Annotated in this window: 20 protein-coding genes; 10 read left to right on the forward strand and 10 right to left on the reverse strand. The window is 48.1% G+C overall.

The window, feature by feature from the left end:
* Positions 1-15: 15 nt before the first annotated feature.
* The 5 genes from BGL48_RS13385 to modC are packed head-to-tail and all read left to right on the forward strand — an operon-like array spanning position 16 to position 3,842.
* Positions 16-426: a hypothetical protein gene (locus BGL48_RS13385; RefSeq protein WP_021022847.1), complete on the forward strand. Its 411-nt coding sequence runs from the start codon at positions 16-18 to the stop codon at positions 424-426.
* A gap of 16 nt (positions 427-442) precedes the next feature.
* Positions 443-1,183: a HesA/MoeB/ThiF family protein gene (locus BGL48_RS13390; protein ID WP_069363097.1), complete on the forward strand. Its 741-nt coding sequence runs from the start codon at positions 443-445 to the stop codon at positions 1,181-1,183.
* A gap of 60 nt (positions 1,184-1,243) precedes the next feature.
* Entirely contained in the window at positions 1,244-2,095 is an 852-nt protein-coding gene (gene modA / locus BGL48_RS13395; protein ID WP_083238609.1) for a molybdate ABC transporter substrate-binding protein, read from the forward strand.
* Positions 2,092-2,775, forward strand: a complete 684-nt coding sequence (gene modB, locus BGL48_RS13400; RefSeq protein WP_069363098.1) for a molybdate ABC transporter permease subunit — start codon at positions 2,092-2,094, stop codon at positions 2,773-2,775. The genes modA and modB overlap by 4 nt, the downstream gene beginning before the upstream one ends.
* Complete coding sequence (gene modC, locus BGL48_RS13405; protein WP_069363099.1) at positions 2,772-3,842, forward strand: molybdenum ABC transporter ATP-binding protein; 1,071 nt, start codon at positions 2,772-2,774, stop codon at positions 3,840-3,842. The genes modB and modC overlap by 4 nt, the downstream gene beginning before the upstream one ends.
* A gap of 25 nt (positions 3,843-3,867) precedes the next feature.
* Here the strand turns inward: modC and norW are convergent, their stop codons facing one another.
* Complete coding sequence (gene norW / locus BGL48_RS13410) at positions 3,868-5,010, reverse strand: NADH:flavorubredoxin reductase NorW (protein WP_069363100.1); 1,143 nt, start codon at positions 5,008-5,010, stop codon at positions 3,868-3,870.
* Between the two features lie 9 nt (positions 5,011-5,019).
* Complete coding sequence (gene norV / locus BGL48_RS13415) at positions 5,020-6,510, reverse strand: anaerobic nitric oxide reductase flavorubredoxin (protein WP_069363101.1); 1,491 nt, start codon at positions 6,508-6,510, stop codon at positions 5,020-5,022.
* A gap of 183 nt (positions 6,511-6,693) precedes the next feature.
* Here norV and norR point away from each other — a divergent pair, with 183 nt between their 5' ends.
* Positions 6,694-8,229 (forward strand): nitric oxide reductase transcriptional regulator NorR, encoded by a 1,536-nt coding sequence (norR, locus tag BGL48_RS13420; RefSeq protein ID WP_069363102.1) that lies wholly within the window; start codon positions 6,694-6,696, stop codon positions 8,227-8,229.
* Positions 8,230-8,294: 65 nt separating this feature from the next.
* Here norR and BGL48_RS13425 read toward each other — a convergent pair whose 3' ends face one another.
* Positions 8,295-8,684 (reverse strand): nitrous oxide-stimulated promoter family protein, encoded by a 390-nt coding sequence (locus BGL48_RS13425; protein WP_069363103.1) that lies wholly within the window; start codon positions 8,682-8,684, stop codon positions 8,295-8,297.
* Positions 8,685-8,804: 120 nt separating this feature from the next.
* Positions 8,805-9,992 carry an NnrS family protein gene (locus BGL48_RS13430; protein ID WP_083238610.1) on the reverse strand — a complete coding sequence of 396 codons (1,188 nt, stop codon included), beginning with the start codon at positions 9,990-9,992 and terminating at the stop codon, positions 8,805-8,807.
* Between the two features lie 245 nt (positions 9,993-10,237).
* Between BGL48_RS13430 and BGL48_RS13435 the strand changes: the two genes are divergently transcribed.
* Both BGL48_RS13435 and BGL48_RS13440 read left to right on the forward strand, forming a co-directional pair.
* Positions 10,238-11,539, forward strand: a complete 1,302-nt coding sequence (locus BGL48_RS13435; RefSeq protein WP_069363104.1) for an MFS transporter — start codon at positions 10,238-10,240, stop codon at positions 11,537-11,539.
* 113 nt (positions 11,540-11,652) lie between these two features.
* Positions 11,653-11,853, forward strand: coding sequence for a hypothetical protein (locus tag BGL48_RS13440; protein ID WP_069363105.1), 201 nt, complete (start codon positions 11,653-11,655; stop codon positions 11,851-11,853).
* Positions 11,854-11,896: 43 nt separating this feature from the next.
* Here BGL48_RS13440 and BGL48_RS13445 read toward each other — a convergent pair whose 3' ends face one another.
* Together BGL48_RS13445 and BGL48_RS13450 are read right to left on the reverse strand one after the other, a co-directional pair.
* Positions 11,897-12,565 (reverse strand): Qnr family pentapeptide repeat protein, encoded by a 669-nt coding sequence (locus BGL48_RS13445; RefSeq protein WP_069363106.1) that lies wholly within the window; start codon positions 12,563-12,565, stop codon positions 11,897-11,899.
* A gap of 185 nt (positions 12,566-12,750) precedes the next feature.
* Complete coding sequence (locus tag BGL48_RS13450) at positions 12,751-13,233, reverse strand: GrpB family protein (RefSeq protein WP_069363176.1); 483 nt, start codon at positions 13,231-13,233, stop codon at positions 12,751-12,753.
* 260 nt (positions 13,234-13,493) lie between these two features.
* On the opposite strand from BGL48_RS13450, the gene BGL48_RS13455 reads away from it, so the two are divergent.
* Positions 13,494-14,657: a DEAD/DEAH box helicase gene (locus BGL48_RS13455; RefSeq protein WP_069363107.1), complete on the forward strand. Its 1,164-nt coding sequence runs from the start codon at positions 13,494-13,496 to the stop codon at positions 14,655-14,657.
* A gap of 68 nt (positions 14,658-14,725) precedes the next feature.
* Here BGL48_RS13455 and BGL48_RS13460 read toward each other — a convergent pair whose 3' ends face one another.
* The gene (locus BGL48_RS13460; protein ID WP_069363108.1) at positions 14,726-15,352 is read right to left on the reverse strand and encodes a DsbA family protein; all 627 of its coding nucleotides are present in this window, start codon (positions 15,350-15,352) and stop codon (positions 14,726-14,728) included.
* The gene (locus tag BGL48_RS13465) at positions 15,346-16,215 is read right to left on the reverse strand and encodes an MBL fold metallo-hydrolase (protein ID WP_069363109.1); all 870 of its coding nucleotides are present in this window, start codon (positions 16,213-16,215) and stop codon (positions 15,346-15,348) included. The genes BGL48_RS13460 and BGL48_RS13465 overlap by 7 nt, the downstream gene beginning before the upstream one ends.
* Positions 16,216-16,382: 167 nt before the next feature.
* Here BGL48_RS13465 and BGL48_RS13470 point away from each other — a divergent pair, with 167 nt between their 5' ends.
* Positions 16,383-17,285 carry a LysR family transcriptional regulator gene (locus BGL48_RS13470; protein ID WP_069363110.1) on the forward strand — a complete coding sequence of 301 codons (903 nt, stop codon included), beginning with the start codon at positions 16,383-16,385 and terminating at the stop codon, positions 17,283-17,285.
* A 39-nt stretch (positions 17,286-17,324) separates the two neighbouring features.
* Here BGL48_RS13470 and BGL48_RS13475 read toward each other — a convergent pair whose 3' ends face one another.
* Both BGL48_RS13475 and BGL48_RS13480 read right to left on the reverse strand, forming a co-directional pair.
* A complete protein-coding gene (locus BGL48_RS13475; protein ID WP_069363111.1) occupies positions 17,325-17,804 on the reverse strand; it encodes a YaiI/YqxD family protein in 480 nt (159 codons plus the stop codon).
* Positions 17,805-17,874: 70 nt separating this feature from the next.
* A complete protein-coding gene (locus BGL48_RS13480; protein WP_069363112.1) occupies positions 17,875-18,966 on the reverse strand; it encodes an alpha/beta hydrolase family protein in 1,092 nt (363 codons plus the stop codon).
* Positions 18,967-18,991: the final 25 nt, after the last annotated feature.

An 18,991-nucleotide genomic window follows, 5' to 3' on the forward strand; every position in this document is an offset into this window, starting at 1 on the left:
ATTAAAGGAATAGAGATGAATATAACTAACTATCAAGAACTTATCGAAGCAACTCAACTACAACCTGAACCTCAAAGATTACTATTTGTCTTCGCAAAAGCGGAGTTACCAGAAGGTCATACTATTCAACAAAAAACGACATTTAGTGCGGGTTCAGGAGGTACGTTAATGCCGGTATTGTGCGTTGATAAGTTACCTCAAGAGGTTGTGGATTTTTCACAACTTGTTTTAGAGTCTAATCAAACCGGAATAGTTTGGGACGTGGTATTCATTTCTGCGCTCGATGGACGAGGTGGCTACCCACCCAATAGCGATCAGGCGCAACAGCCACTAAGAATGATGCTGAATCAAATAAATGAAGGAAAAATCGGCATGTTTATTACGGCAAATAGAAACGGAGATTTAATTTCCCTTAACCCTGCTTAATAAGGTAAAAACTATAATGCTAGATGAACATGAGTATCAACGCTATGATCGCCAAATTGCTCTCAAATGTGTGGATATCGAAGGCCAAGAGCGGCTCAAAGCGACTCGCATTTTGGTGATAGGCGCTGGCGGCTTGGGATCCGCCGCGGCTCCATATCTCGCCTCCTCTGGAGTGGGCCACATTACAATATCTGATTTTGATAAAGTGGAACTGTCTAACCTACACCGACAAACCTGCTTTACTGAAAATGATATCGGCCGCTATAAATCTGAAGCGATGTGCGATCGTCTGCTTACTAATAATAGTCATATTTCTTGTGTACCAATAACGTCGAAGCAGTCCTCTCAACTATTAACTGAAGCGATTATCGAGCATGATCTCGTCCTTGACTGTACCGACAATAAGCCTACGCGAGAGCTCATCAATGAAATCTGTTGGCAGCAAAAAACCTTACTAATTTCAGGATCTGCCATTCGTACCGAGGGACAGGTAGGTGTTTTTACTGCCAATAAGAATGAGGCCTGTTATCAATGTATAAGCTCACAGTTTAGCGACGCTCCCTCTAGCTGTGTCATGTCTGGGATCCTCCCGCCTGTTGTTGGCATCATAGGATCAATGCAAGCACTTATCGCCATCAACAGTATTATCGCCCCGAACTCGGTGGTCACCAACGCTTTTTACTATTTCGATGGACTATCAATGGAATGGATACCATACAAAGTAAAGCCCGCTCCCGCATGCAAAATCTGTGGGTAGTTAAGATTCAGCAAAGCTTGCCACTTTAGGCATAGGAATGTTGATGATGGAACCCAAAATATGCGTATGAATAAGACTTTACGTACAGTTACGTTAACTCTACTTTGTTTTCTTTCTGCTACGACGATGGCAGACACCGCTCCCCTTCGCGTTGCTGTGTCCGCAAATTTTAATGGTACTTTCAATGAGCTCGCCCGCGCTTATCAACGAGAGTTTAACCAACCTTTTCTGATTAGTTCTGGCTCTTCGGGCTCTCTATTCGCAAAAATCAAACACGGAGCACCCTATCATCTATTTTTTTCCGCAGATAAAATACGTCCCATCTTGTTGGAGCAAGATGGATTAGTGGTTGAGAATTCTCGTTTTACCTACGCGATTGGCATACCCGTTTTGTGGTCAAAAGACACTGATCTGCTCACTAGCGCCGGAGATAAAGTCCTTAAAACACATTCCTTCAAACATCTCGCCATGGCAGATCCTCGTGTCGCTCCATACGGCCTTGCAGCCAAACAAATCATGCAACACCTTGAGCTCTGGAAGGATTTAAATAGCAATACACAAGTCGTGAAGGCGCAGTCCATCGGCCAAGTTTATGGACAGATCGCATCAGAAGCGGCGGAACTGGGCTTTTTATCTTTATCACAAGTAAAAGGCGTTGATGGGGCCATTGGCGGCTCGTACTGGATACCACCTCAATCTCTTTACGATCCCATCGTGCAACAAGCTGTCATTTTAAACTACGCAAAAAAAACACCCCATATCTTTGATTCAGCAGTTCAATTTCTAAGCTGGGTCAGAACCAGTGAAACAGCTACAGCCATTATCAAAAACTCAGGGTACAAAATAAACCAACCATCAGTCGCAAACCAAGCGACCTTGATACGATCCAAGAAAGGCATTATTGAGCAATGATCTCCCCAAACGATATCACTGCACTGGTTATCACTCTAAAGCTCGCTTTCGTGAGCACCAGTATACTGCTCATAATTTGCACACCGCTGTCGTGGTGGCTGGTCAACACACAGTCACGCGTAAAAGTCTTCGTTGAAGCGTTAGTGATGCTGCCTTTAGTCTTACCACCCACCGTGCTGGGCTTCTACCTCCTCCTACTATTGGGGCCTAATGGGTGGATAGGGGGAAGTTTAGAGGCGCTGGGCTTCAATCATTTAGCATTTTCATTTTCTGGGTTAGTGGTTGGTTCCATGATTTATTCACTACCATTCGTAATGCAACCACTTCTATCATCCTTTCAATCAGCAACTGGTGGCATATTAGACGTTGCCGCAACATTAAGAGCCTCCCCGATGGATCGTTTTTTCAATATTGTGCTTCCTTTATCACGAAGGGGTTTTTTAACCGCGGGTGTCCTTTCATTTGCACATTCATTGGGCGAGTTCGGGATCATAATAATGATTGGGGGAAACATTCCAGGGCAAACCCAAGTCGCATCTATTGCTATCTACAATCACGTCGAGTCAATGAATTACGACGCCGCGCATACACTGGCAGCCATACTTGTCTCTTTGTCATTTGTTTTACTATTGGCAACCTACACAATGAATAAAAAATTCAAACCAGTGAGCTTTATATGACCATTCAAGTCGCATTGAAATTGGCCAGAGACCAGTTCCTATTGGATATTAATCTGCATTTGCCGGGAAAGGGGGTGACCGCGCTCTTTGGTCGGTCAGGCTCTGGGAAAACGACCATATTACGCAGTATTGCAGGGCTTGAAACGTTGGATAGTGCGACGGTTATTGTCAATGGGGAAACATGGCAGCGCCAAGATGCATGTTTACCCACCCATCAACGCCCTATCGGTTATGTGTTCCAAGAACCGAACCTATTTCCTCATTTAGACGTCAAAGATAATTTGTTATTTAGCTACAACCGTGTAGACAAGGAAAAACGCTATGTCAGTTTTGAAGCAACGGTAAAAAGCCTCGGACTAACCGACATTAGTCGCTGCTACCCTCACCAGTTATCTGGTGGACAAAAACAAAGAGTCGCAATTGCTAGAGCCCTGCTCACTAGCCCGAGCCTATTGCTTATGGACGAACCTATGGCTTCTCTCGACCTTTCAAGTAAAGCCGAGATCTTACCTTACATCGAATCACTACAATCGACCCTGAAGATACCTATCATCTATGTCAGCCATGCCATTGAAGAGGTCTCAAGACTTGCCGATCACATTGTGCTGTTAGATAACGGAAAAGTATTAGCACATGGCGCAACACAAGATATGCTCACAAGGACAGATTTGTCTTTAGCGCGAGATGATAACGCGGCTGCGGTGGTTCACTGCACCGTCAAAAAGCATACAGACGACTATATGACAGTGCTAGATTTATCCAATGATCAACAATTGCATATCCCTTTGCAGCAAGTCGAGACACACAGCATCATCAAAGCAAGGGTACACGCAAAAGATGTATCAATCGCTTTAGAAGCACCACAACAATCAAGTATCAATAATTGCTTATTGGCACAGCTCATGGAGGTGAGCGACGACACGCACCCCGCCAACGTCTTGTTACGGTTGGACGTAAGTGGTCAACCGATATTATCGAGGATCAGTCGCCGGTCGTTGTCTCGACTCAAACTGCAGCCAGGACAAATGCTCTATGCCCTGGTTAAAGCGGTTAGTTTTGATTATTAACTAACCGCTCCCCCAGTTATATCGGCTAGATAGCCTTAGACAACTGTCTAAACAACGTATAGGCCTGAGTCACTTGCTCCCCTGTGACAACAAACCCAGTTAGCTGCTGATCGTCATCAGAGGCTCGCACCACTATCCCCGAACTGACCATATTGATATCCCAGCATATTGCCGAATGGATATCACCTGCCATGTAAATGGGATAATTGGGGGTTTTAACTTTAACCATAATAGCGGGTAACGTTAAACCGCCATCAACGCCAAGCAACTGCTTACCAAGCGTATTCGCACTTAAAGAAATGGCTTGTAGATAAGGCCTAATTTGGCCTTCAACCTCGGCACAATCTCCTAGCGCAAATACGTCGCTAGCGGATGTCCGCAGCGATGTATCAACGCAAATACCCTGGTTCACTTGAATGCCTGCTTGCGCCGCAAGCTTGGTATTTGGCGTCAAGCCAGCCGCTGATATAACAAGATCCATAGTAACCTTCTTGCCACTCTGCAACGTCAGCGAAAGCGACTGCTCCTGTTGATTAACTTCCACCACACTCTCGCCAAGGCACAATGTAGTGCCTAGTTGCCGCATCTGACTCTCAAGCGGTCTAGCAACAAACTCTGGAACCAGTGTCCCAAGAAGGTGGGTATTAGGCTCAACAACCACAACGGATTTCCCGCTTCGCGCTAGATCCATCGCAATTTCAACACCTATTAATCCACCCCCTATAATGGCAACGCGCTGAGCTTGACGCACATTAGGCTCTAATGCGCGCAACTCTGTCAAAGAGTTCGCTGTCATTACTCGATGCGCTGCATCCCCCTGGACCGGAGGTATAAAAGTAGTCGCACCGGTTGCAAAAACCAGCTTTGAATAAAAATACTTTTGACCATTTGAGCGTACATAATGGGCCTGTGTATCGACATGCTCAACGACAGTCTGAGTCAATAAAGTAATATTGTATTCATCTGCGAACACATCAGCGTATTTTAAAACTAAATCGTCCGCTGTTTGTTGTTTACTAAATACGTGGCTCAAATCCGGCTTGTTGTACTCATGGCCATCATCAGCCGTCAATACGGTCACCGGGATCTCCCTATCCATACGCCGAATTGTTTTCACCAGTTGGTACGCAGCGAAGCCACTGCCAATAATAATAATTGGTTCAGTCATTTTCGCTCCCTAACCTTGGTATGTTGCAAAAACATCTTTGCCTAGATGGCACTCAGGACATAAGAAGTATCCCGGAACATCACTCCATACTGTCCCAGGTTCAATACCTTGGTTAGGCTCACCCACAGCAGGATCATAAACCCAATTACAAACAGTACAAATCATGCACTGACAGTCTGCCGAATGAGGCGGCTCTGCATCTTGGCTAGGTTGTGTTTTTGGCTTTTCAGGGCTTAGTGTCGATGGCCCTGGCTTGTCGTTTTTCTCGCAAGACGCAGCCGTCGGTAGCATTCGAGAGGGGCGTTTGTTGGCCCACAGCTTTGCAATGTACTGACCATGCTCTCGACACTTCTCTATACCATCGCGATCAGGACGCCATTTTGTTTTCAAGCTCATCGACGTTTCAAAACCCGCGTCCATAAGGCGCGTGTGAATGCGGTCAACGGCACCACCGGTCCAACCAAAACTACCAAAAGCACCCGCCTTTTTCGCTTTGAAACGCAGCCCTGTGATTTCCTCCAGCATCCCTGCGACTTTAGGCATCATGACATTATTCATCGTTGAAGAGCCAACTAACACACCTTTAGAACGGAATACATTCGATATGATTTCATTTTTGTCGTGTTTCGAAACATTAAACACTTTTACTGCGACATCTGCGTCGACGTCGTGAATACCCTGCGCGATAGCATCAGCCATCATGCGTGTATTATTAGACATGGAGTCATAAAAAATAGTGATTCTATCTTCTTGATAGTCATCCGCCCACGCAAGATACTGCTCGATTATTTGAATAGGATTATCGCGCCAAACGACACCATGAGAGGTTGCGATCATATCGACAGGTAAATTAAAACTTAAAACTTCCTTTATTTTCGCCGTTACTAAACGGCTGAAAGGGGTAAGAATATTAGAATAATACCGTAAGCACTGTTCCATCAGCTCATTTTGGTCAACTTCATCATTAAACAAGCGCTCATCACAGTAATGCTGACCAAAGGCGTCATTGCTGAATAAGACGGCGTCCTCGGTTAAGTAAGTCATCATGCTATCGGGCCAGTGCAGCATGGGCGCTTCAACAAATATAAGCTGCTTACCATTCCCAATATCGATACTATCGCCGGTTTTTACCGTATTAAAGTTCCACTCCGGGTGGTGATGGTGGCCGACTATCGAGTCTATCGCCGCTTCAGTGCAATATATCGGCGTGTCAGGGATCCTCTCCATCAAGGCGGACATTGCGCCGGAGTGGTCTTCCTCTGCGTGATTAACAACAATAAAATCGATACTTTCTAGATCGATTTCCCTTTCAAGGTTTTGCAAAAATTGTTGGCTAAAACGGTGATCAACAGTATCGATCAGTACTGTTTTCTCTTCTTGGATTAAATAGCTGTTGTAACTTGTTCCTTTGGTGATTTTATATTCTGTGCCATGAAAGTTCTGCACTTCCCAATCTCGTTGACCCACCCAGCGAATGTTGTTTTTTACCTGTATTGTCATGATTACTACCTTAAATGACATTGAGAACCTAATGCACTCTATAAGCATTAGTCGTGCCAAGATAATTAATCATTCAAAATCAAACACTTACATAACAACCCACCTAAAACATTGTCGTAATGACAGCATTGATCATTGTCATTTAGACATATATGATTGTCATAAAGACACTAATGCTAGATTATGACTGAATTATTCGCCCATTGGCTGCACATCACACAAGATTTAAATTCTGCACTGATTCGAAAAGACCGGTTTGATACATTATTAACGACGATAAGAGAAGTGCTACGCTGTGATGCATCCACACTACTTTTGTATGAGAATCAGACCTTTATTCCTCTCGCCATTAATGGATTATCGCATGACGTCTTAGGTCGTCGTTTTGCTCTCGCTCAGCACCCGCGTTTGGAAGCCATTGCACGAGCAGGTGATATCGTACGTTTTCCGGCTAACAGCGATTTACCAGACCCTTATGATGGATTAATTCCTAACCATGATGGCAAGCTTCAGGTTCACTCTTGTATCGGACTTCCGCTATTAGTGGACGATCAGCTAATTGGCGCAATAACTATTGATGCGTTTGACGAAAATCAGTTTGATGGCCTTCTCAATCACGACTTGCGGTTTATCAGCGCACTGGCAGCAGGCGGGCTACAAACAGCCTTGTTATTAGAGCAACTAGAAACACAAGCCAATGTCACACATGAGGCATTGACAGAGCGGCGTACGTTTAGTGATAAGATTATTGCCCGCTCAGCGGTAATGCAGACGCTACAACAACAAATAGACGCGGTCGCGAATACGGAGTTATCAGTATTAATAACCGGGGAAACCGGGGTTGGTAAAGAGTTAGTCGCTAATGCACTCCACCAGCGTTCTGCAAGAGCATCTAAGCCATTAGTCTATCTTAACTGCGCCGCGCTACCGGAATCCGTCGCGGAAAGTGAACTATTTGGTCACATTAAAGGGGCCTTTACAGGTGCAATTAGTGATCGAAAGGGTAAGTTCGAGCAAGCCGATAACGGCACATTATTTTTAGATGAAGTTGGCGAATTATCGTTAGAGTTGCAAGCCAAGCTACTGCGTGCACTCCAATTCGGTGATATCCAGCGGGTCGGCGATGACCGTCATATTCAAGTGAATACGCGCATCGTTGCCGCGACCAATCGCGTTTTATATGAGGAAGTAACAGCCGGTCGTTTTAGAGCCGATCTATACCATCGTCTCAGTGTATTCCCTCTCAATGTTCCACCTCTTCGTGAACGAGGCGACGATGTCGTGTTACTAGCCGGCTTTTTTGCCGAACAAATAAAAGCTAAATTCCACCTTAGCAGCATTCGCTTATCTGCATCACTACTTCAAAAGCTCACGCACTATGCATGGCCTGGCAACGTACGTGAGCTAGAGCACGCTATCAAACGAGCCAGTGTCCTAGCCAAATCTCGAACGCAGTCGAGGGATCTCGAGCTTACTCTGCAAGATTTTGATCTCTTTACCTCTGACCAAGAGGCGGCTGTTGTTTCCCACAAACAGCCAAAAAGAGAGCCTATTGAAGTTCCAACATTAGGGCTACGCGCAGCAACAGAAAATCTTCAGAAAAGAATGATCTCGGACGCACTATCACAAAATCACGGTAATTGGGCCGCCGCTGCAAGGCAACTTGATATTGATAGCGGTAATTTACATCGCCTAGCAAAACGGTTGGGCCTAAAATAGGAGCGACCGGCGCAGATCAAAAGGCCGTAAATTCATACCCTACTGAGCTCACTTGACGTATTCCGTCAATTGCCCGCTTTTTGCTTTTCCAGTCTCTTGTGACGGTTAGAGTTTTTGGGGGTAAGGGACGACGGAGCCGCCTTACGCTCATGGTATAGGTGCCTAAGCGCAAGGATCGGGTGAGACAGTAACATTCTTGGACCAGCGTACCGCATGACCGTCTTCATCTGTTGCTTTTCTGCCTTCTTATAGCAGTGGATAGGACAACGATTGCAAGTCGGTTTGTCTTGACCATAAGGGCAACGATCCAACTTCACTTCTGCATAGTCTCTCAAATGTTGGCACGCTGAACAGAGCGCCTCTCCCTGATGATGGTCACGACAATAGATTTGTATCATGCATGAAACGGTTTTAAATTCTATTGCAAGCTCACCGGTTAACCACTTTGAATCCATACCTTACACCTAAAAAATAATAGCAATAATAGCGGTAAGACATAAGAAGGATGGTAACAGTAATAGCTCTCATTAAACCCTACTCCAAGCTTACCTTTTATTAATAATAATGTGACAGGGTTACCCCGCCGCGCCATCTGCGCGTGCTTGGCTCAGCATAGGGCCAAATCGCACCGCAAACCAGCCATAGCTTATCGTCCAAAGCAGTGCCGATGCGGCAACCAGCTCTAGGGTATACACCGGCCAAAACCACATGCCAAATACGCGGACGAGTGCTGATATGACTAAGGCATAAAAGAGCCAAGACACAGCGGGGCCCTGATAAACATTGCGCCCAGTATGGCCAAGCGTGACTCGCGCAATCATGGCCAGGACAACGCCCCCGAGTACACCTATCGCGAATAAGTGCCAGATAAGGTTTGATGCCCAGGGGTTAATCACCACCGCTTTTAATATCAGGCCAAATGGTAGGAAGAGATAGAATAGGTGCAGCGAGAACAGCATAGGTACCTGGTACGCTTTCCAGCCTTTCCAACAGTAAAGCCGAACACATTGAGCAATGCCCGCTGTGAGCAGCAACCCACGCGCGACCATATTGTCAGTGCCGGACACCAAAGTGACGCCAATCAGTAGCACAAACACAGCAACAATCGCTCGCTCTAGCCACACAGGTGTGCTTGACACCTGTATACCCAACTTCTTCTCCGTGAAAAACGGGATCACTCGGCCACCCATTACGCTAATAAGCAGCATGAACCACAACAAGGTACTGTGCCAAACTTGATTAATGGGTAGTGAGATTTCCCCCAGTAATACGCCGTACGACAACGCGTTAAGCAAGGCCGCAATCGCTAAAATAGGAATAAATAAGTAGTTGCGCTGACGCTTAGCCACCACCACGCGATAGCCCAACGACCATGCCACACAGCCTATAAACAGGGTATCAAGTACAAGGCTCGACCAAATTGGGACATCCACCCAGAAGCTCAATCGCGCCAACAGCCATAATGAAAAGATAGCGAAAAGCTTCAGTCCACGTGTGCCCGGTATGCTGGTCCAATTTTGTACCGCTGTCATTAAAAACCCACCAACAATGGCCATCGAAAAGCCAAACAACATCTCGTGAGCATGCCACCAAAGCGAAGGCACCGTGAGTGACACCATCCCAGGATGGGTGTACAGCCCACTCCATATAATAATGACCAGACAGGAGTACAGAGCACCAAAGAGGAAGAAGGGCCGAAATCCCAACCGCAACAGCGGCGGGATCTTATCTTCTTTTTGTTTGTCGGTGACATTTAACAACATTCGAGCGCTCCATCTGCAGAATTGGGTTATTCACCCTAGCACACACGGAAACACTGCTTTTGATATTAAACAAATCCCAACCAACTTAATGTGCTACAAAAAGAAAGGTTATTGTGGTTATTGTTTAATCAAGATCCATGTTATCGAATCAAAAGGCTGGACGTAACCGATATGAACCACAACAATTTTCTCATCACCAACCGGTGCAACATTCAAGCTGGCAGAGCCAAAGAATGAGGAGGCCCATGACCTATCCATCTAGTAGCAAGTTTGCGGTACTCGGCGCGGCACTTATCGCCATAAGCTATGGATTAGCCCGCTTTGCATTCGGTCTGTTCGTCCCACCGATCCGCGATGACTTAGCACTGAGCCCCTCGCAGATAGGTATGATTAGTGCCCTGCCGTTGATTAGCTTTGTGATCGCAACTGGTTTTGCGCCGCTGATTGCCGATCGCATTGGCGCAAGAATCACTGCAATTGTCTCTGGTTTATTTGGCGCTCTGGGCCTCGCCGTCATCAGTCAATCGACTAACAGTGTCTCACTAGCTGTCGGTGTGTTTGCTTGCGGCATTTGCACCGGCTTGATGATGCCCGCCCTCACCGCTGCCATGCAGGCTATCGTTAATCGCGCGCTGCACGGTAGAGTCAGTTCAGTGATGAATGCGGGTACCAGCATTGGTGTAGTCGTTGCTGTGCCTGTGGTTTTACTGCTCGAGTCGGCTTGGCGCACGGCCTATTTGTCTTTTGCAGTACTTGCGACACTTGGCATTGTAGCCGCCTGGCGGATGTTGCCATCTGTCTCGCCTGTCACACCCACAGATGCCGCCCCTGCGCCACCGATCAGCCGATTACAATGGGCGCGGCTGTTCCGTTTATCGTTGTTTGCATTCGCGATGGGATTTGTCTCTGCCGCGTACTGGATTTTCGCACCGGATTTGGTTATTACGCTTGGCGCGCTTCCTACTGATACAACCGCTTGGCTATGGGTTGCCGTTGGCATTGCAGGTTTAGGCGGAGCAATAGCCGCAGATCTTGCAGATCGTAACAATCCTCCAATTACCCATTCATTAATGTTAATGATGTTGGCGGCAAGTATGGCACTCATTGCCGCCAGTCCTAGCAACAGCGGAATCACGCTTTTTTCCGCTCTCGTGTTCGGGCTTGCCTACATGAGTTTAACTGGCTTGTATCTAATGACCGGGATCCGACTTCTCCCCGGGCGCTTATCCCTCGGACCTGTTTTGCCTTTTATGGCCGTATCACTCGGCCAAGCGGTCGGCTCTCCAGTGTTAGGCTTATTGATTGAAAAAATGGGTTATGCTGGCGCTTTTTCGGTATTTGCCTCCGCCAGCATTGTGGTTGCCATTATCTCTCCACTTTACCCTCGTCAGCTCGAACAAGAGTGGGACGAAGACGTGATTGAGGACACTGGCCTACAAGCGGCCTATGACCATCAACTACATGATGAAGAAGGTGAGCCTTATCGCGGTGTGGAAATAGAAGAAGAGATCGAAGCCGTTGAAGAAGACCGCACCAATGAAAATTAATTACAAAAACATCATTTAATATCGACATATGGTTTAACATTGATCACGTTTAAAAGACGTACTATGATAAATACATACTGAAATGTAATTTAGTTACACATAAGGAGCGTGCTATGTTATCCGCGATTAAGGAACTTTTTACCCCTCATAAAGACTATGCCGGCCGAAATATCGACGCTGTTATCGATCGATTAGCGGCGCAAACCGGGACAGAGGCCCATGCCTGGTCTTACCTCCGCGAGCAAGCCGTGTATGAAAACACGCTCAATGGTATGCGGGTATATCCTCATGAGCTCAGAAAGTACGCGGCTTGATATTAACTAAAGAGGTAGCCGCCAATGATGAAAGCCGAAATGGTCAGCGATAGCGCGCATCTGGAAAAACGATCAGGCCTAGGCTTTCAAGTAGCTGAGATTGTTGCCAATCGGCTATTTTCACGCCCGACAGATCCACTTTGCGTGGGTCGAGGCCATCAATCTCAGCGTGACATAAATTAGCGCCTTGTACACTAAACTGCCCCCATACATCGGACGAGAAAACACCACCACTCAGATCGGCTTCTTTCAATGATGCACCGAGAAAATGGGTTTCAATCCAACGGTTTTCAAACAGTTCGCACTTTTCTAAGCACGCTTGCGCAAGATTGGCATAAGACAAGTTACTACCGGTGATAAATGCTGAGCAAAAGAACATACGATGGCTGACTTGATTGGCAAAATTTGCGCGGGAAAAGTTCGCACCCTTCAAATCGCACTCTCTCATCTCAATACCGTAACAATTGGCAAAACTAAAATTAGCCATCGCTAATTGGCATTGCTGGAAACTGGCATCACGAAGGTCAGCAGCGATAAAGTGGCATCCTTCGATATCGCTCTGTTCGATAAATTTACAACGTCTGAAGGTCACATCGCGAAGGTTAGTGCGGGTAAAGTCACAACGGACAAAGGTACATTCTTTAAATTCAAGTTCACTGAGATCTTGGTGAGAAAAGTTCTCTTGATGAAATGTCTGGTTATGTGTCTTCATATCATTTCCTTAATTAATGCGCCGCTAGGCTAACAACATAACCTTTTGAAATCACGAAAATAAAACCCTTATAAATCAGGATCTTTCAACCCCTCGATTTTGCCCATTTAAGGGGGCAAACAAGCAATAGAGAATACGTAAGAGGCACAGTTAGAACACGGCAACGATAAAAAAAGTTTTTCGCCTTACAGGCCGGCTGACGAAGATAGCACCTGCTCTACAAACCTCGCTTTTCTTTCCCGATAGTCATCTTGCTCAAACCCTTCACAGGCGTGCTTAAGCGCATTGTAGGAGTGAACCAGTTGTGGGTTAGCGCGCAGCGTGTCTCTAAAGGTCAAAAAGTCTTCGAACTCAGAGCCATTGGCCACCACTTGCAACGCAACATCGTCATCCTGTTTGGATTCCAGCATACATAGCTCGGGAGTCCGTAACGTATCTTGCTTTTTTTGAAAGCCCAACTCAACTAGCCGCGCCACAGCCTCTTCATGCTGTAAGGCAGGTACACCAACAAAAATATCGAGATCGCCTTTTGATATTGCTGAAGGGATCGACGACGCTCCAATGTGCTCGACTCGCGCTTCAGGAAGCTGGTGTAGGATAGCCAGTCGCCATTGATTGAATAATCGCTCGCAAGCAAGTTGGTATTGGTCGGCAGCGTAAAACTTCATCATGTCAGTGTTTGATATCCTTTTCGAAAACGCATCATACCGCGGAGGACTAGCGTACTCTTTGCCGTGAACATCTAGCCGTCTCGAGATGCAAAAACTTTAATATATTGATAAAGCGAGATTTTGTCACCGAAACAGCCAAGAAACTATCCGCCGTCAGATTTTACGTCGTGCTACTGTAAGGTTCGTGCTAGACTCCACGCCATTCAGTGTGTCTGGGCGGTAACACAGTCACACGCTTCTTGTTTGTTGAGTCTGTTATGCCATTTAAAAAACTAGGGTTAAGCGCCCCGCTTTGCCAAGCCATTGCCCAACGCGGTTTTACCACGCCAACGTCCATTCAAGCGAAAGCGATTCCGATCATCCAACAAGGGCATGATCTGATTGCGGCAGCGCAAACGGGCACGGGGAAAACCTCAAGTTTTATCTGGCCCATTATCGATAAATTATGTTCGGGTGAAGCGGGACGAAAAAAGCGCGCACGCGCACTCGTCGTCGCCCCCACTCGCGAGCTGGCCCTGCAAGTTGAAGAGAGCGCACGTCAAGACAGCCAGTTTACGGCGCTAAAAACCTTGGCAATGGTTGGCGGCATGGACGAGCAGGCACAAAAGCAAGCCTTGATCGAGGGCGTCGACATTTTGGTCGCTACGCCGGGACGGTTGCGTGATTTACTCAGCCAACGTGCCGTCTATCTAGATGAAGTAGAAGTGCTGGTGCTGGATGAAGCCGATCGCATGCTCGATATGGGCTTTATTGATGCCATTCAGAATATTCTCGACCGATTGCCGGCAAGCACGCAGTGTCTGCTGTTTTCTGCCACCTTGTCTAATAAAGTACGTGATCTAGCCAAAGCAACCATTGGTGATGAAGGCAAAGAAATCAGCATTGCCGCGCGGGATGCCTCTAAAGACAACATTACTCAGTGGTGTATTCCTGTCGATAAAGATAAGAAGTCCGCACTACTTAGTCATTTGATTAAAGACAATGACTGGACGCAGGCGTTGATTTTTATCGAAACCAAACATGGCGCCGCCAAACTCGCCACCCAGCTGGAAAAACGGGGCATTGCCGCTGAAGCTTTTCACAGTGGACGCAGCCAAGCCGTGCGGACCCAATTGCTGGAAGACTTTAAAAACGGTGACATCCAATTTTTAATTGCAACCGGTGTCGCCGCACGCGGCATTGATATTGAGTCGCTCGAGCGCGTGGTTAATTATGATCTGCCCTTCCCGGCCGACGAGTACGTCCATCGGATTGGCCGTACTGGCCGTGCCCGTGCTCAAGGCGAAGCGATTTCATTGGTATCAAAAGACAACACCAAAAACTTGCGCATGATTGAAGCACGTCTCGGGCACCCACTTGAACGTCGCATCATCGAAGGCTTTGAGCCCAAAAAGCCGGTGCCGCTGACTGCGCCCAAGTGACGAATGCGTAGACTATGATTGCAACAAAATAAAAACGGCGAGCTTGGTGCTCGCCGTTTTTGTTTGCTTTATGCCTGAGTCAGTGTTTGCCACAGTGCCTGCCATGCGTCTGGGCGGCGATAGTATTGGTTCACCGTGATGGCTTGCCACTGACCGTTTTGCTCCACCAGCATGGATGGAAAACCGCGTAAGCCATGCGCTGCCATCAATTGACGAGTTTGATTCACCGCGGGCATCACGTCATGCTCGGCGCCTTTCATCGCCTGCTGCCAAGCCTCTGCCTCTATCCCCATCTCACTGGCAAGCTCTGCGAGCGTGTCGGCTTCATAGACGGATCGACCTTGCTGATAATGGCCACGCTGGATCCGTTTCAGCATCTCTGCACCCTGACCATCAAGCTGCTGGGCAGCGAGGATGGCTTGCGCGGTAATAAAGGAGTCCAAAATTACCGGCTGGTCGCTTGCCACGCGGTCAAGATACGCTTGACCAAATGTCTGTCCGGTTTGATCAGCAATGGTTTGATCTGCCGTCAAAATGTGTTGACGAAAGCTGTCTTCAATCGGCGCACGCTCACGCATACCACCTGGATGAAGCTGCAAGTTAATCTCAGAGTTGTTGCTTAGGCTTTCTATCAAGGTGGCGGCGCCGAAGCACCAGCCACACATTGGGTCAAAAATATAGTGGACGTTTACCATTCCATCTCTCCCATGTGCACTTTCGCACCAATTTCCAAAGCCATCGGCAAACCGGCTTTCGGATATTTCGCTTGCATGGTTTTTATCAACTCAGCACTGTCTTTGCTGTTGGCTTTCGCCTCGGCAAAGTCTTGCAAATACTGCTGGGCAAAGGTGATGGTGTCAGCGTTTAGTGCCGTGCCTGCTTTCATATGGCCTGGGATCACCACTTCAGGTTTCAGTGCTGCCATTTCTTCTAGTTGTGCGGCCCAACCTTCACGTGCTTGGTCAGATTGTGCGTCTGCCATCCAAAGGTGAACATTGCCATACACAGCGACGTTACCGAGGATCGCTTTGTTGGCTGGGATCCAAAGATACGGACGGTGCGCCAACTCGCCTTTCGCGCCGCGAATTTCAATTTTACGGCCATCCAGTGTCAGTGATGAACGGGTATAAGCAGCTGGCACCACAGGGTTTTGCGGGGCATTGTCACCCATTTTTGGGGCCCAAAATGCCATTTTTCCGTCCAGTTTTTCTGCAATGGTGGTGCGCACTGCCGGTGTGGTGATCACTTTTGCGTCAGGAAACATGCCGTGCAGCACTTCCGCCCCAAAGTAGTAATCTGGGTCAGCTTGGCTAATAAAGATAGTGGTCAGCGCTTTCCCAGAGTCCAACACTTTAGCGGCAATACGTAGCGCGTCTGCTTTAGTAAAGCCCGTATCAACCACCATGGCTTCGGTTTCGCCATACACCAAGGTTGAGTTTACGTGGAAGCTGTTTCCATCTGCGTTATACACGTCTAGGTTCAAAGGTTCAGCATTATTAGCTGCCATTGCGCTACCAGTCAGTAATAAAGAGGCAGCTAGGGTTTTTATCAATTTCATCGTCGTGCTCCATTGTTTGCATTCGTTGTTGAGATGCTGCGCAGTTTACGGGCTCGACTTGTTCAGATATATAGCTAATAATTTACATCATTATTTCACAATTCGAGCATGTAAACGGGTCGTATCGTGTTATGAACGGCTAGCTCTTAAGCATAGATGAGATTGATATGGACACACTGACTGCCGCCCGCGTATTGATTGATGTAGCCCTTACGCAAAGTTTCACCGCCACTGCCGAGCGGCTCGAGATGTCGCGCCCGATGGTGACTCGCCATGTCGAAGCGCTGGAAGACTGGTTAGGCGTGCGTTTATTGCAGCGCACCACGCGCAAAGTATCATTAACCTCCGCTGGCGAGCAAAGCTTGCCACAACTGGAACAATGGGTTGAGCAAGCCAATGCCCTGACACAACAATGGCAACAAGAGGCGGGCTTGACTGGTAAAGTGCGGGTGGCCACCAGTATGTCGTTTGGCTTTGCGCAACTGATCCCTGCGGTAAAGCCCTTTATGGCCGCTCACCCCGGGGTCGATGTGGATATTGAGGTGCAGGATAAAGCGATCGATTTAATTGCGGAACGGATTGATATTGCCATCCGTATTGCGTCCAACCCGGATCCCTCCCTAATTGGTCGCCCGATCGCCGCGTGTGATTCCGTCTTGGTGGCGGCACCGGATTATTTAGCCGCCCATACACCAATCCGCTCACCGGAGGATCTCACCGCGCATAGCTGTCTCAGTTACAAACAATTTGATCGGCCAATTTGGCATTTAGACAAAGGCGAGGAACACGCCGCAGTTGAGGTGCAAGGCAAGCTGTCTGCCAACGAGGCGACCACCTTACTCAGTGCTGCCATTCAGGGCATGGGCGTGAGTATGCAACCGGTGTATCTGGCTCATAGTGCCATTGCGCGAGGTCAGCTGGAGGTGGTACTCCCCGATTGGCAACCCAAGGAGATGGATATCTATGCCTTGTATCCGTCACGTCGCAACCAACCACCGGCGGTGCGCGCATTGCTAGATGCGCTGATTGCCCACTTCGCAGATAGCGAGTGGGCACCGGTTGCTATTTAGCGAGCAGAAAAAATTGAGTGATGGAATAAGCGCGCCGACTCAATCAGACGATTTTGCTTGCGCGGCATGATAACGCTGGGCTTTAACCAGCCATTTATCAAGCTGGTTGGCAAAGGCTTGTTTTTGCTGCGGACCGAGCGGAGCAGGACCACCTGTGTGCACGCCGCTACTGCGCATGGTTTCCATAAAGTCGCGGATATTAAGCCGGGCGCGGATGTTTTCTTTGGTCAGCAATTCTCCGCGAGTGTTAATCACTGTCACGCCCTTTTCAATCACTTCATCCGCGAGTGGAATGTCTTGGGTGATCACCAAATCGCCCGCTTCCGCATCCGCGACAATCTGGTTATCCGCCACATCAAAGCCCTTTTCTACCTGACGCGCGCTGGCATAGGGCGACGGCGGTAAACGAATAAATTGATTGGCAACAAAGGTGGCTTGAATATGTGTTCGGTGTGCCGCGCGTACAATCATCTCGCGCATTGCGACCGGACAAGCGTCCGCATCTACCCATATTTGCATGCTGGCTCTCTTAGCTTTTGCGTCAATGCCTGCATTAAACCTCAATTCACCGCAAAATGAAACGTGACTCCTAGGTCGTATCCGCGTTTAGCTCAGGCGCGCAGATATTAGTCTGCCTTGGCCGTCCGCTCTCAAACTGCGCCAGCCAAGCCGTTAAGCATGGCATCACGCCATCTGCAAACGCTGCATCGCCTTGCCACCAAATACGGGCCAGTGTTAACCAGCGGTGATGCTCACTGTGCGCGTTGGCGATATTGTCGGTGCGCAGTAGGCTGTGATCGGCATGTTCAAACACACGCACGTGATAAAAAGGCAGCGGCGCGTTAGCAAGCAGTTTATGATAGGTTGAAGCGGTCTTATCCGAGTCGACATAAGCATCCCGCGCACCAAATAACGCTAACATGGGCACGTCGAGATCGATTAAATCATTGGTCACATCCGAGACCCAATTACGTTGTACAAATTGCCAAAAGGCCTCGCTCATGGGCGCTTTCTCATTCTGATTTACGTGGTCTAGGTACTGTTGATACGACGCGCCGGATTGGATCAAAGCATCCACTTTCGCCTCGGCAGCTTGCTCTGTCGCACTCTCTGACTCACTGTATCCGGTGGCTAATCGCCGTTGACGTCCAGAATACTGGGATTGCGCCATCCAGTTGACCGCCCCGCCGACACTGATCAAAAAGTCGATGTTTTCGACTTGGTGCGCCACCTTAGGGATCACCCAACCGGCTTGGCTAAAGCCCATCAACCCCAGCTTGCCATCCTTTAGCCCTAAAGTTTGGCGCAAATAGTGAATCGCCGCCGCGACTTCATCGGCGCGATCTTGCATCGATTGCGACCGCCAATCCCCGCTTGAATCCCCCACGCCCGGCTTCTGCCAAGACATTGCACACCACCCATTGGCCGCCAACGTCCGCCAAAGTGGGAGGTAATAACCAAACGCATCGGTCGGCACGTCACCAGAGCCATGCACAAACACCACACACTGATGCGGCGTTTCAGTACCCAAAGGTAAAATTAACTCACCTACGAGCTGATTATCGCCGGCGTTAAACTGAATGGATTGACGATCCAAGCCAGCATAGGGGTCATCTATGGCTATCACCACAAACGCGCCTATCAGCACCAACGCTATCAAGCCTCGCTTTAGCCACTTCATCCCCTTTCCCCCTCCACCCAACTAC

Source organism: Salinivibrio sp. SS3, assembly GCF_001722105.1.
Classification (GTDB): domain Bacteria; phylum Pseudomonadota; class Gammaproteobacteria; order Enterobacterales; family Vibrionaceae; genus Salinivibrio; species Salinivibrio kushneri.